The following is a 12484-nucleotide window of genomic DNA, read 5'->3' on the forward strand; positions in this document are numbered from 1 at the left end:
TCGTGTGAATTCAGTAAGTACCGGCGATCACAGCATCGAGGTGCCGTAGTCCATGTCGGACACGCCAAAATAGTGCGCTACGGTTTGCCCGACATCGGCAAACGTGGTGCGGTGCCCGCGTGAACCCGGCGTCACCGTCGGCCCATAAATCAATACCGGCACATGTTCACGAGTGTGATCGGTGCCCGGCCAGGTAGGATCGCATCCGTGATCGGCGGTCAGGATCAGAATATCGCCCTGTTTGACCCGCTCCAGCATCTCCGGCAGGCGGCGATCGAACAGTTCCAGCGCCGCTGCGTAGCCCGCAACATCACGTCGGTGACCATAGGAAGAGTCAAAATCAACGAAATTGGTAAAGACAATGGTATCGTCGCCTGCGGCGTCCATCTCTTTCAGCGTGGCATCAAACAACGCATCAATACCGGTCGCTTTGACCTTTTTAGTGATCCCTACCTGGGCATAGATATCGGCAATCTTGCCCACGGAAACCACCTGCCCGTCTTTTTCATCCACCAGTTTTTTCAGTACGGTAGGTGCAGGCGGTTCGACGGCCAAATCGTGACGGTTGCCAGTGCGCTGGAAATTTTCCGGCTTGTCACCAATAAAGGGGCGAGCGATAACACGCCCAATGTTGTAGCCCCCATCGGTAAGCGCCTCGCGCGCGATTTCGCACAGCTCATACAACCGGTCCAGCCCGAAAGTCTCTTCGTGACAGGCGATTTGGAACACAGAATCGGCCGAGGTATAGAAAATCGGCTTCCCGGTTTTCATGTGCTCTTCGCCCAGTTGCTCGAGGATAACGGTGCCGGAAGAGTGGCAATTGCCCAGATAACCCGGCAGGTTGGCGCGTTCCACCAGCAAATCCAGCAGTGGCTGCGGGAAGCTGTTTTCATGATCGCTGAAATAGCCCCAATCGAACAACACCGGTACCCCGGCCAGTTCCCAGTGGCCCGACGGCGTGTCTTTACCGGAGGAAATTTCACTGGCGTGCGCATACGCACCGATGATGTCGGCTTGCGCATCCAACCCCGCAGGGAAATGCCCGGTAGAGGCTTCCGCCGCCTTGCCCAGCCCCAAACGGGTTAAATTCGGCAGGTTAAGCGGCCCATTGCGGCCTTGATTGGCCTTACCCTCGGCGCAGGCTTGCGCAATGTGACCAAGGGTATCGGAACCGGCATCGCCAAAACGCGCCGCATCTGCGCTGCTGCCGATGCCGAATGAATCCAGAACCATAATAAATGCACGTTTCATTGTTTTCTCTCATCTTTCGTAAGCGGCGTTTGCGTTGCTCGCCGTTGCCCAAGCCGGTGACTCGGTGTTAATCAGCCTGATCGGCACCGATACAGCGATAAATCATCGGCATTGCTATTGGCGGTTCATCACCCATGCTGATGGCGGCTCGAACCGCCTGCGCCGCCTCTTGCCATGCGGCTTCACTGTTGGCATGAATCACTGCCAGAGGACGCTCTGCATCCACGCTATCGCCCAGGCTGACCACGGCATCCAACCCGACGCTGTGATCGATAGTGTCCCCCGCCTGACGACGCCCGCCGCCTAACGCGACCACCGCCATGCCGAGCGCCCGGGTGTCCATCGCGGTAACGACACCGCTGCGGGCGGCAAACACCGGTTTACTGAGCACGGCTACCGGTAAATAAGCGTCCATCTGCTCGACAAAATCCGTTGGTCCGCCCTGTGCTGCCACCATACGACCAAATACTTCAGCGGCACGTCCATTATCCAGCACAGCTTGCAGACGCTGGCGCGCCACATCAGGGTTTTCTGCCAGACGGCCTGCCAGCAACATCTCAATGCAAAGCGACATGGTAACATCATACAGCCGGGAATTACGGTGCTCACCCGTTAAAAACCGAACAGCTTCACGGACTTCCAACGCATTACCGGCACTCGACGCCAGCACCTGATTCATGTCGGTTAACAGCGCCGTGGTGCGGCACCCCGCCCGGTTTGCCACGCTGACGATGGATTGGGCCAGCTGTTCCGACAGCGCGTAAGTGGGCATAAAGGCACCCGATCCCACTTTGACATCCATCACCAACGCATCCAGCCCTTCCGCCAGCTTTTTACACAGTATTGAGGCGGTGATCAATGGGATAGAGTCGACCGTCGCGGTGATATCACGCGTGGCGTAAAAACGCTTATCGGCAGGTGCCAGAGAGCGGGTTTGCCCGATGATCGCTACGCCGACCTGACGGATGATGTCGCGGAACTGCTCGTCTTCGGGGAAGATGTTGAGGCCAGGAATCGACTCCAGCTTGTCCAGCGTTCCGCCCGTGTGGCCCAAACCGCGCCCGGATATCATCGGCACATAGCCGCCGCACGCCGCCACCATCGGCCCCAGCATCAGGGAGGTAACATCGCCGACGCCGCCCGTCGAGTGCTTATCCACCAGTGGACCATTCAGGTTGAGATCGCCCCAGTGTAATCGACTGCCCGAATCGCGCATCGCCAGCGTCAGCGCCACGCGTTCATCCATGGTCATATCGCGAAAACAGATAGCCATCGCCAGCGCGGCGATCTGCCCCTCTGAGACGCTGTTATCGCATATCCCATTGATGAAAAAACGAATTTCATCTTCGCTCAGCGTCTTGCCATCACGCTTGTTACGAATGATTTCCTGAGTCAGAAACACAGCCATGCCTCCCGATCAAACTGCCGTTATGCACCACGCCACCAATAATCAATAGCCCGACGACGAGGGAGCCCCCTTCTGCCCCAACGTAGTAAGGAGATCGCCTAGCAGGCCGGATGCGCCAAAGCGGAAGTGGCGGGCATCGGCCCAGCCTTCGCCCATGATGTCATCAGCCAGTTTCAGGTAAATCGCTGCATCCTGTGCGGTGCGCACACCGCCTGCGGCTTTGAAGCCCACGCGGTCGCCGACGTTTTTATCACGGAGGGTTTGCAGCATGATTTCAGCGCTGTGCGGCGTGGCGTTAACCGCCACCTTCCCCGTGGAGGTTTTAATAAAATCGGCACCGGCGTCGATGGCAATTTCACTCGCCTGACGAATCAAGGCATCGGTTTTCAACTCGCCGCTTTCAATAATCACTTTCAGCACCACGCCAGCCTTCTGGCACAGCGTGTGGCAGGCAGCCACCAGCGTATGGCCGGTTTCCGCATCACCGGCCATTAATGCGCGATAGGGAAACACCACGTCCACTTCATCGGCACCGTAGGCTATCGCCGCCAGGGTTTCCGCGCAGGCGATATCGATATCATCACCGCCCTCGGGGAAGTTGGTTACGGTCGCAATGCGGATCTCTGGCGTGCCCTGCTCACGCAGGGTTTTACGCGCCAGAGGGATAAAACGGGGATAAATACAGATGGCGGCCGTGTTTCCTGCCGCGCTACGCGCCTGCTGACAGAGTGCGACCACCCGCGCTGGTGTGTCGTCGTCGTTCAGAGTGGTCAAATCCATTAGCCCCAGCGCACGTTGCGCTACAGCAGTTAAGTCAGTCATAGCAATATCCTGTATGTTATGGTTTTTCACGCTTTATTGTGAGAATAATAACAAAAAACAATTTTAATGTAATTTAAACAACATTAATGCGGTGAGGGTCACCCTTCCACCATGCTGCTCTATCAGTATAAGACGGGAGGAGAGATAGCGACGTGCCGTAGGCTATCAACCTAAGCGGCGAGGATATTGTGACGGGTTGGAGAGAAACACATCCATGTGTTTCGCGTGATGACAATCAGATACGGAATGCGCCGACGGCCATACTGAGCTCTTCGGCACGCTCTGCCAGTGAACTCGCCGCAGCAGCGGATTCATTCACCAATGCGGCGTTCTGCTGTGTGACCGTCTCCATTTGTGAAATCGCCGTATTGATTTGCCCAATCCCTAAACTTTGTTCGTGGCTGGCGGTGGAGATTTCGGTCACCAGTGAGGCCACTTGCTTAATCTCCGTCACCACCTCTTGAATGGCGTTACCTGCATTCCTGACGACATGGCGGCCTTGGCTCACTTGTTCAACCGAGGCGTTGATGAGCTCATTAATCTCTTTAGCCGCACTGGCGCTGCGCTGTGCCAGCGAGCGCACCTCTCCGGCCACCACGGCAAAACCACGCCCTTGTTCACCGGCTCTCGCCGCTTCTACCGCGGCGTTAAGTGCCAGAATATTGGTTTGAAAAGAGATACCTTCGATAACGTTAATGATGCTGGTGATTTTCTCTGATGAGGCCACCATCAGTTCCATCGCGGCGGTCACATCCACCATCATGTCCCCTCCCTTGACGGCCTGCTGAGAGGCGGAAACCGCCAGTTGGCTGGCATGTGCCGCATTGGTCGCATTCAACGTCACCGACGATGTGATTTGCTCCATTGAAGCGGCCGTCTCTTCCAAAGAGCTGGCCTGTTGCTCGGTGCGAGAGGAGAGATCGATATTACCGCTGCTAATCTGGCCGGATGCCGTGGCAATGATATCGGCATTGCGGTGAACGCGTTCAACGATGCCGGTCAGGTTCAGCATCATCTCTTGTAATGCTGTCTGAAGCTGCCCCATTTCATCACGCGACGTGATCGCTACCTGATGGGTAAGATCGCCATTCGCGACTTTCCTTGCCAATTCCACCGCATGTTTGATAGGAACCGCAATCGACATAATCAATCGCCAGCCGGAAAGCGCCACAATCAACACCCCAGCTAAAAATATCATCACTACGATGGATAATATCCGACTAAAATCATTTTGAGATTCAGAATACAGTGTACTGCCGACGTCAGACTGGAGCTTGATAAGCTGGTCGATAACCCGTTGCAGCGGCAAATACTCTTTTTTAAGCGAATGATTAATAATATCTTCCAACTTATCTTTGTCATTGTTCTTTATGGCATTGATAGCAGGAATAATAACGTTCTGATGATAGGCTTCACGTAATACTGCATATTTTTCAAACAGCGTTTTCTCTTCGCCAGTCAGATAGGTATTGCTGTAGAGCGTCCACTGTTGGTTATAGGATTTAAGTGCATTCTCAATCTGGCTGAGCGCATTGCTGAGGTTATCTGGCTGAGCCAGATCAACGCTGGCAATTTCAAACATCACGCTGTCCGTCTGGCGAGTGACGTTAGCCAGATACCCCAAAGCAACCAACCTGTCGTTATACAGGGTTTTCATCGACTGATTAACGTTATTAATACCCGACAGTCCTATTACCGTGACGACACCCAGTAGCAATGCCATCAACGTCATGACTGAAATCAATTTTAATTTAATGCTCATAGAAAAATCCCTGGATAGAAGATTTATCAGCATATCGATCCTTAGATTAAAGTATTCATGTCCTCTCAAAAAAAATTTTAAAAACGATGAAAGACCCAATGAGATATATTTACTTCTTATGCCATTTCAAAAGGGGGCTGTTCATACTAAAAAGGAAGCGCATATCGTTATATTATCAATGTAAGTAAAGTTATCGTTACATCAAAGACCTAGAAAATATAAGGTTTTTTGAATTCATCGCTTCGGGCTACACTGCCATTATCATGACTGATAAAGATGCCTCCTTAACCATGACAGACGCCTCACGCCCCCAGTGGCAACTCTATATGCTGCGCACCGCTAACGGCGCGCTTTATACCGGCATCACACGCGATGTAACGCGCAGAGTGGCACAGCATCAGGGTGGAAAAGGCGCAAAGGCACTGCGAGGAAAAGGCGAACTGACGCTGGTGTATCACTGTGACGTGGGGGATCACACCACGGCGTTACGCTTGGAATACCGCCTGAAGCAGCTGAGCAAGCAGCAAAAAGAGAGGCTGGTACGCGACCAGCCTACGGCGCTCTCTGACTATATACGCCTTGATATCCCCTGAAGCGCTCAGGGGATATACCCGTCATACTTCAAGTTGCAGGTGTGTTGGCTGCACTCACTCACCCGAATCACTTACTTGAGTAAGCTCATCGGGATTAATGAATCTCATCCCTGAGATTCACCCTGCGGGCCAGCGCAAGCGCTGTTCAAATCTGTTCCAGACAGATTTGTCACTCATTTGCCGCCTTCCTGCAACTCGAATTATTTAAGGTATAAAAAGTTGGAAGGGCGCGGCGTAATCCACAGTGCCACTCACGCCTTCAAAATGGTTATCGGAAAGCGGGTACATCTGGAAGGCATCGTCGCTATCGGGCCAGCGGCAACATAACTGCTGCTCCCGGGCAGGCACAAAGCCAAAACGGGCATAATAAGCGGGAGAGCCGAGCACCACCACGGCGGTGTAGCCAAACTCGTTTAACGCATCCAGCCCTTCGTAAACCAGTTTTTCCCCCCACCCTTGACGGCGCAGCGTTTCATCCACCGCCAGCGGCCCCAAAGCGACCCACTGCCGGTCTTCCTCTGCGATGGTTACCGGGCTAAAAGCAACGTATCCCATCACCACGCCTTCGTCATCCGTCGCGACAACGCCAAGCGTTAACAGCCCGTCTTCCCGCAGTTGATGAACCAGCTCAGCCTCTGCCGAGGTGGGAAACGCACGACGCAGCAACGCATCAATACCCGCTGCATCTACCGGAATTTCCACCCGTACTAACATGTGGTGGGTGCGCGATCGTCAGCGTGCATCGCGCCCTCGTGTAATCCCGCCTCAATAAAATCGGCCAAACGCAGCAGGCCAATACGCAACGGCGCTGGCATGGCATCCAGATCGATAGAATCCATCAGGTTTTTAACGTACAGACCCAACTCGGTATCGCCTTCAATACGCAAGCGACGCTGGAAAAACAGCGTATCGGGATCTTCACGGCGCGCAGCGATCAGCACCAGATCGTTGGCTTCCGCGCTGAAGCTGACATCTTCCACTTCATGCTGACTCACCACCAGACGATCGTCTCGCAAGGTAACGAACCAGGTCAGCCCGACATCGCGGACTTCCACTTTCAGCCAGCGTTCTGTCAGAAATGACAGCTCGCCTTCATCCAGCGCCTGTTGAAACTGCCAGCGCAGCACCCGTTCCAACACCTGCCGCTGTAGGGCAAATGGGGTAAACTTCAGAGGCTTACCTAACAAGCCCGGACCTTGACGCACAATCTGTGCCCGTAGTTTTTCCAACACTGACGTACCCCTTATAAAGCAAACCGTTCAATGCAAGCTACTCACCCGCTGAACGCATAGTCCGCTCAGGCCATGCGTACCGCAGGCGCTGCTTTTCTCATCACGCTATTTTGCCACAGCCCGGTAAAGCAGACGCGATACCGGGTCAATAATTTCATTATTATGCACGGAAATCTCGGTAATGCTGCAAGCAATCCCTATTCATTACACGATAAGCTGGCCTAAATCAAAGTCCTGCACCAGCGGGTTAATTAAGATTCCCTAACGTTAAAGAAGGGTTATGCGTTGATATTCTCATTTTCCGCATGTCCCCGTCCTGCATCAGCCCTGACATGACATCAGGCAACCTGATGAATGAGGAAACCCGTATGGAATTACTGTGTCCCGCAGGGAACCTGCCCGCACTGAAAGCGGCAATTGATAACGGTGCCGACGCTGTTTACATCGGGCTAAAAGACGATACCAACGCCCGCCACTTTGCCGGGTTGAACTTCACGGACAAGAAGTTGCAGGAGGCGAGCGATTATGTGCATCGCCATCAGCGCAAATTGCATATCGCTATCAATACCTTCGCCCACCCAAACGGCTATCAACGCTGGGAGCGCGCTGTCGATATGGCTGCCAACATGGGTGCCGATGCGCTGATCCTGGCCGACCTTGCCATGCTTGAGTATGCCGCAGAGCGCTATCCGCATATTGAACGGCACGTCTCTGTACAAGCATCTGCGACTAACGAAGAGGCAATTCGTTTTTATCAGCGCCATTTTGCGGTTCACCGCATCGTACTGCCTCGCGTGTTGTCGATCCATCAGGTCAAACAATTGGCGCGTACCAGCCCGGTGCCGCTGGAAGTGTTTGCCTTCGGCAGCCTGTGCATCATGGCAGAAGGCCGCTGTTACCTCTCCTCCTACCTGACCGGGGAATCCCCCAATACCGTAGGTGCCTGTTCGCCCGCCCGTTTTGTGCGCTGGCAGCAAACCGAAAAAGGGATGGAATCGCGCTTGAACAATGTCCTGATCGACAGATATCAGGACGATGAAAATGCCGGTTATCCTACGCTGTGCAAAGGTCGCTATCTGGTTGGCGGTGAGCGTTACCACGCCCTGGAAGAACCCACTAGCCTGAATACGCTGGAGTTACTGCCGGACCTGCTGGCAGCCAATATTGCCTCGGTAAAAATCGAAGGACGCCAGCGCAGCCCGGCCTACGTCAGCCAAATCACCCGCGTCTGGCGACAAGCCATTGACCGTTGCCTCGCCTCCCCCAGCACTTTCACCCCGAGTGCGGAGTGGATGTCAGCGCTCGGAGCAGTGGCGGAAGGCACGCAAACCACGCTGGGTGCGTACCACCGTAAATGGCAATAAGCGGCAGGTGAGAGAAGAGAACACTATGAAATATGCGTTAGGTGCCATCCTCTACTATTGGCAAAAAACGGATGTGGAAGCCTTTTATCAGGCAGCCAGCCAGAGCAGCGCCGATATTATCTATCTGGGTGAAACGGTGTGCAGCAAGCGACGCGCCATCAAAGTGGGCGACTGGCTCGATCTGGCGAAACAGCTCGCTGCCAGCGGCAAGCAGATCGTTTTGTCCTCGTTGGCGTTGATTCAGGCCCCTTCAGAACTGAGCGAATTGAAACGCTATGTGGAGAACGGCGAGTTCCTGCTGGAAGCCAACGATCTCGGCGCGGTGAACATGGCGGCGGACCGCCATTTACCGTTTGTCGCGGGTCATGCGCTCAACTGCTACAACGCCCACACGCTGCGCCTGTTGCATAAGCAAGGGATGATGCGCTGGTGCATGCCGGTAGAGCTTTCCCGCGACTGGCTGAGCGATCTGCTCGACCAATGCGATGCGCTCGGTTTTCGCCATCAGTTCGAGGTAGAAGTGCTGGGCTACGGACACTTACCGCTGGCTTATTCGGCGCGCTGTTTCACCGCTCGCTCAGAAAACCGCGCCAAGGATGAGTGCGAAACCTGCTGCATCAAGTACCCGCAGGGACGCGCCATGCTGTCGCAGGAAAACCAACAGGTGTTTGTGCTCAACGGTATCCAGACCATGAGCGGCTATTGCTATAACCTCGGCAACGAACTGGCATCGATGAAAGGCCTGGTAGATATCGTCCGCCTGTCACCGCAATCGCTGGATACACTGGCTCTGGTCGATAACTTTCGGGCTAACGAGCGCGGGCAGGCACCACTGGCCCTGACGCAAGATGCCGATTGTAACGGCTACTGGCGACGCGTTGCCGGTCTGGAATTGGTGTCCTGATAGGCGACGGGCGGCTCGCCGCCCGATCGCCCGTTTTGAATATAAAAATGTGCGAACGTGCGCAATACTGTGAAAAAAACACAGTGAGCCTGCCGCAATGTCAACGAATAATCAAACCGCCCTGTTTTCTCACGATATCCCATTTTCCGTTTTGGATTTAGCGCCGATCCCACAAGGGGCAACGCCGAGAGACGCGTTTCATCACTCGCTCGATCTGGCGCAGCACGCGGAAAAATGGGGCTACCACCGTTATTGGTTAGCCGAACATCACAACATGACCGGTATTGCCAGCGCCGCAACCTCGGTGCTGATCGGCTATCTTGCGTCCGGCACAGAGCGTATCCGGCTAGGATCCGGTGGCGTCATGCTGCCAAACCACTCCCCGCTGGTGATCGCCGAGCAGTTCGGCACGCTGGAATCACTCTACCCCGGACGTATCGATTTGGGTCTGGGACGTGCGCCGGGCACCGATCAACGCACCATGATGGCCCTGCGTCGCCACCAGAATGCGGAAATCGACGATTTCCCCCGCGATGTACAGGAATTACAACGCTATTTTTCCGATGCTCAGCCAGACCAAGCGGTGCGCGCCGTGCCGGGCCAAGGCTTGCAGGTGCCTCTCTGGCTGTTGGGCTCCAGTCTCTACAGCGCGCAGTTAGCGGCGGCATTGGGTTTACCGTTCGCCTTCGCCGCGCATTTCGCCCCGGATATGTTGCTTCAGGCGATGGCGCTGTACCGGGAGAAATTCAAACCCTCTGCTACGCTGAACAAGCCCTATGCCATGGTGTGCGTGAATGTCATTGCGGCTGAAAGTGAACGCGATGCGCGTTTCTTGTTCACTTCGGTCCAACAGCAGTTTCTGAATTTACGTCGCGGACAACCCGGACCGCTGCCCGCGCCAGTGCAAGATATGGAATCACTCTGGTCTCCAGCCGAACAGTTTGGCGTGGATCAAGCGCTGCGTTTGGCGATCGTGGGTGACAACAGTAAAGTGCAGCACGGCTTGCGTAGCCTGCTGCGAGAGACAAAAGCAGATGAGATCATGATCAACGGACAGATTTTTGATCATCAAGCGCGAAAAGACTCTTTCGAGCGGATCATGCAGATACGTCAGGCGGTGATCGGCTAGCGCCATTCCGTCTGGTGGAGAGGGAATCCCCTCTCCACCACAGTGACGGCCTGAGGATTATTTTCCGCCTGCGGTGTAAGGCAAGCTATCAAAAGTTCGCAGCCCTTTCTTACTGTAGGGATCGCCTATCCAACGCTCTGATTGACGAAACGCAGGGCTGACCAGGCTTTTTCCGGGCTCCTGAAGATCGTAGCTGAGTCCCGCCAGCGTTGACCAGGTATGCAGTAGATGCGCATTGCTGTATTTCCGGTCTACGTAAGGGGCATAGTCGATCGGGTGATCTTTCTGCCACTGTGGCGAATTCCAGAGAATGAACGGCACCGTGTACATGGTACGCGTCGGTGCAGACTCATCGCGTCCGAGCACGGTGTGCGGCGGCGTCTCGTAAACGTCTTCACCGTGATCCGAGAAGTAGAGCAGGAAACCATTCGGCTGCGTTTTTTCAAAGGTGCGGATCAGCGTTTCAACCACGTAATCGTTGTACAGCTCGGCATTGTCGTAATCGTTATAGACTTCGACATCGCTGTCGCTCACACCGTCAGGAATCCCTTCGCGCCCGACAAATTTGGTTGCATCTTCTGGATAACGGAATTTGTATTTCATGTGAGTGCCTAGCAGGTGCACCACAATAAACTTCTTCTCTGCGGGATCGGTCAGCACCTTTTCAAACGGCGCGAACACCACGTCATCGTACTGACGCGCGCTTTGAGTGCGCTGATTGTTCATATAGAACTGTTCGTCAGTCTGCTGAGAGAATACTGTCAGCAACGTATTCCGTTTGGTCATTGTCTGCTGATTGGTGATCCAGAACGTTTTGTATCCGGCCTGTTTCATCATGTTCATCAGCGAGGGCTTGGTCAGATAGAGATCCGGCTGCTGCTCATCGGCAAACGTCAGTGCCTGCTGCAAGATTTCAATGGTGTAGGGGCGTGAAGTCACCACATCGTTGAACACCACCAGATTGGGATCGCTTTTACGCAGTGCATCCAGACGCGGCGTGGTCTGACGACCATAGCCGTACAGGCTCATGCGACTGCTGGTGGTTGATTCACCGATCACCAACACCAACGTGCGCGGCGTATCGCCATTAGCATCTTTCAGGTTTGCCAGAGGGGGCAATGCCGCATTCTGCTTGAGCATTTCCGTCATGCTTTCTAATTGCTGGCGGTACTCAACATAACCGGCAATATACTGCCACGGTGCGGTGGTCGACATACGGCTTGCCAGATAGCCACTGGCTTCTGCCAGCGTTTCTCCCTCGTTGTGCATTTTTTTATAAAGGGGGACACCAAACAGCACCACGGCAATTAAGGTACACACCGTGACTTTATATTTTAACGGCAGGTAAACCGGGCGCACTTTACGCCACAGGAATCCGACTATCAGCGTATAAAAAATCAATATAGCCAAAACTTTCAGACTGAAATATTGGCTTACATATTCACCAGCTTCTTTGCTATTAGACTCGAACATCACAAACATGACGCTCTGTGAGAACTCTTGTTTGTATATCGAGTAGTAACCCAGTGCGATCAAAGAGGTAGCCCATAACAGGATACCCAGTACGCTGCTGATGATTTTGGTTCTGGCAGGGAAAACAAAAACGGGGATCAGCCATAACAAACTGTAAAGTAACGAATCACGTAGCCCCGTGGTGCCGCTGTGACCGGTCAGAACGATGACAAGCTGAAGTGCGCAGGAGAAAAACCAAAAATAGAGCAAAAGCCATCCGAGCGAACGCCAACTAAAGCGTTCTTTAACAAAGAGTTCAGACATATTCAATTCCACACAACGTTGTTATTTTTTATGCAGCGCCAAATAGCACTACTTTAATGAGGTCTATTTTTTGATTACCTCTCGTCCGGCACTGCAATAATCAACACCGAAGAGCAGTACTATCCGTTTAAGACCTTAATATAAAATTAAGTTCAGCCGGTGAGTCAAAAAAAAAGCGGCCCCCCATTATCGGCGGGCCGCTTTTTATACCAAAAATAAAACAAGGGTAAAAGTTATGTAAGG

The 12484-nt window shown here is 53.7% G+C and carries 11 protein-coding genes; 4 read left to right on the plus strand and 7 right to left on the minus strand.

Features of this window, described 5'->3' with window-relative positions:
* Positions 1-27 precede the first annotated feature (27 nt).
* The 4 genes from deoB to J5067_RS11730 all read right to left on the minus strand — a co-directional run bounded on the left by deoB (position 28) and on the right by J5067_RS11730 (position 5243).
* On the minus strand, positions 28-1251 hold the full coding sequence (gene deoB, locus J5067_RS11715) for a phosphopentomutase (protein ID WP_264644072.1): 1224 nt from the start codon (positions 1249-1251) through the stop codon (positions 28-30).
* Positions 1252-1318: 67 nt separating this feature from the next.
* Positions 1319-2653: a thymidine phosphorylase gene (gene deoA / locus J5067_RS11720; protein ID WP_264644071.1), complete on the minus strand. Its 1335-nt coding sequence runs from the start codon at positions 2651-2653 to the stop codon at positions 1319-1321.
* A 48-nt stretch (positions 2654-2701) separates the two neighbouring features.
* Entirely contained in the window at positions 2702-3481 is a 780-nt protein-coding gene (gene deoC, locus J5067_RS11725) for a deoxyribose-phosphate aldolase (protein WP_264651188.1), read from the minus strand.
* Between the two features lie 235 nt (positions 3482-3716).
* Positions 3717-5243 carry a methyl-accepting chemotaxis protein gene (locus tag J5067_RS11730; RefSeq protein WP_264651189.1) on the minus strand — a complete coding sequence of 509 codons (1527 nt, stop codon included), beginning with the start codon at positions 5241-5243 and terminating at the stop codon, positions 3717-3719.
* Between the two features lie 290 nt (positions 5244-5533).
* On the opposite strand from J5067_RS11730, the gene J5067_RS11735 reads away from it, so the two are divergent.
* Entirely contained in the window at positions 5534-5836 is a 303-nt protein-coding gene (locus tag J5067_RS11735) for a GIY-YIG nuclease family protein (RefSeq protein WP_264644370.1), read from the plus strand.
* A 204-nt stretch (positions 5837-6040) separates the two neighbouring features.
* Here the strand turns inward: J5067_RS11735 and J5067_RS11740 are convergent, their stop codons facing one another.
* Both J5067_RS11740 and J5067_RS11745 read right to left on the minus strand, forming a co-directional pair.
* Entirely contained in the window at positions 6041-6550 is a 510-nt protein-coding gene (locus J5067_RS11740; RefSeq protein WP_264644068.1) for a GNAT family N-acetyltransferase, read from the minus strand.
* The gene (locus tag J5067_RS11745; RefSeq protein ID WP_264644067.1) at positions 6544-7068 is read right to left on the minus strand and encodes an SCP2 domain-containing protein; all 525 of its coding nucleotides are present in this window, start codon (positions 7066-7068) and stop codon (positions 6544-6546) included. The genes J5067_RS11740 and J5067_RS11745 overlap by 7 nt, the downstream gene beginning before the upstream one ends.
* A 368-nt stretch (positions 7069-7436) precedes the next feature.
* On the opposite strand from J5067_RS11745, the gene J5067_RS11750 reads away from it, so the two are divergent.
* The 3 genes from J5067_RS11750 to J5067_RS11760 all read left to right on the plus strand — a co-directional run bounded on the left by J5067_RS11750 (position 7437) and on the right by J5067_RS11760 (position 10465).
* The gene (locus tag J5067_RS11750; RefSeq protein ID WP_264644066.1) at positions 7437-8432 is read left to right on the plus strand and encodes a peptidase U32 family protein; all 996 of its coding nucleotides are present in this window, start codon (positions 7437-7439) and stop codon (positions 8430-8432) included.
* Between the two features lie 25 nt (positions 8433-8457).
* Positions 8458-9336 (plus strand): U32 family peptidase, encoded by an 879-nt coding sequence (locus J5067_RS11755; RefSeq protein ID WP_264644065.1) that lies wholly within the window; start codon positions 8458-8460, stop codon positions 9334-9336.
* Positions 9337-9433: 97 nt separating this feature from the next.
* On the plus strand, positions 9434-10465 hold the full coding sequence (locus tag J5067_RS11760; RefSeq protein ID WP_264644064.1) for a luciferase-like monooxygenase: 1032 nt from the start codon (positions 9434-9436) through the stop codon (positions 10463-10465).
* Between the two features lie 57 nt (positions 10466-10522).
* Here the strand turns inward: J5067_RS11760 and cptA are convergent, their stop codons facing one another.
* Positions 10523-12241 (minus strand): phosphoethanolamine transferase CptA, encoded by a 1719-nt coding sequence (gene cptA / locus J5067_RS11765; protein WP_264644063.1) that lies wholly within the window; start codon positions 12239-12241, stop codon positions 10523-10525.
* Between the last annotated feature and the right edge of the window lie 243 nt (positions 12242-12484).

Source organism: Candidatus Symbiopectobacterium sp. NZEC151 (genome assembly GCF_025962655.1).
Lineage (GTDB): Bacteria > Pseudomonadota > Gammaproteobacteria > Enterobacterales > Enterobacteriaceae > Symbiopectobacterium.

Bases quoted from the DNA above. Each gene is read 5' to 3' on its own strand.
- J5067_RS11730 (WP_264651189.1), bottom strand. From the start codon at position 5,243: ATGAGCATTAAATTAAAATTGATTTCAGTCATGACGTTGATGGCATTG.
- J5067_RS11760 (WP_264644064.1), top strand. From the start codon at position 9,434: ATGTCAACGAATAATCAAACCGCCCTGTTTTCTCACGATATCCCATTT.
- J5067_RS11755 (WP_264644065.1), top strand. From the start codon at position 8,458: ATGAAATATGCGTTAGGTGCCATCCTCTACTATTGGCAAAAAACGGAT.
- deoB (WP_264644072.1), bottom strand. From the start codon at position 1,251: ATGAAACGTGCATTTATTATGGTTCTGGATTCATTCGGCATCGGCAGC.
- J5067_RS11750 (WP_264644066.1), top strand. From the start codon at position 7,437: ATGGAATTACTGTGTCCCGCAGGGAACCTGCCCGCACTGAAAGCGGCA.
- J5067_RS11735 (WP_264644370.1), top strand. From the start codon at position 5,534: ATGACAGACGCCTCACGCCCCCAGTGGCAACTCTATATGCTGCGCACC.
- deoC (WP_264651188.1), bottom strand. From the start codon at position 3,481: ATGACTGACTTAACTGCTGTAGCGCAACGTGCGCTGGGGCTAATGGAT.
- cptA (WP_264644063.1), bottom strand. From the start codon at position 12,241: ATGTCTGAACTCTTTGTTAAAGAACGCTTTAGTTGGCGTTCGCTCGGA.
- J5067_RS11740 (WP_264644068.1), bottom strand. From the start codon at position 6,550: ATGTTAGTACGGGTGGAAATTCCGGTAGATGCAGCGGGTATTGATGCG.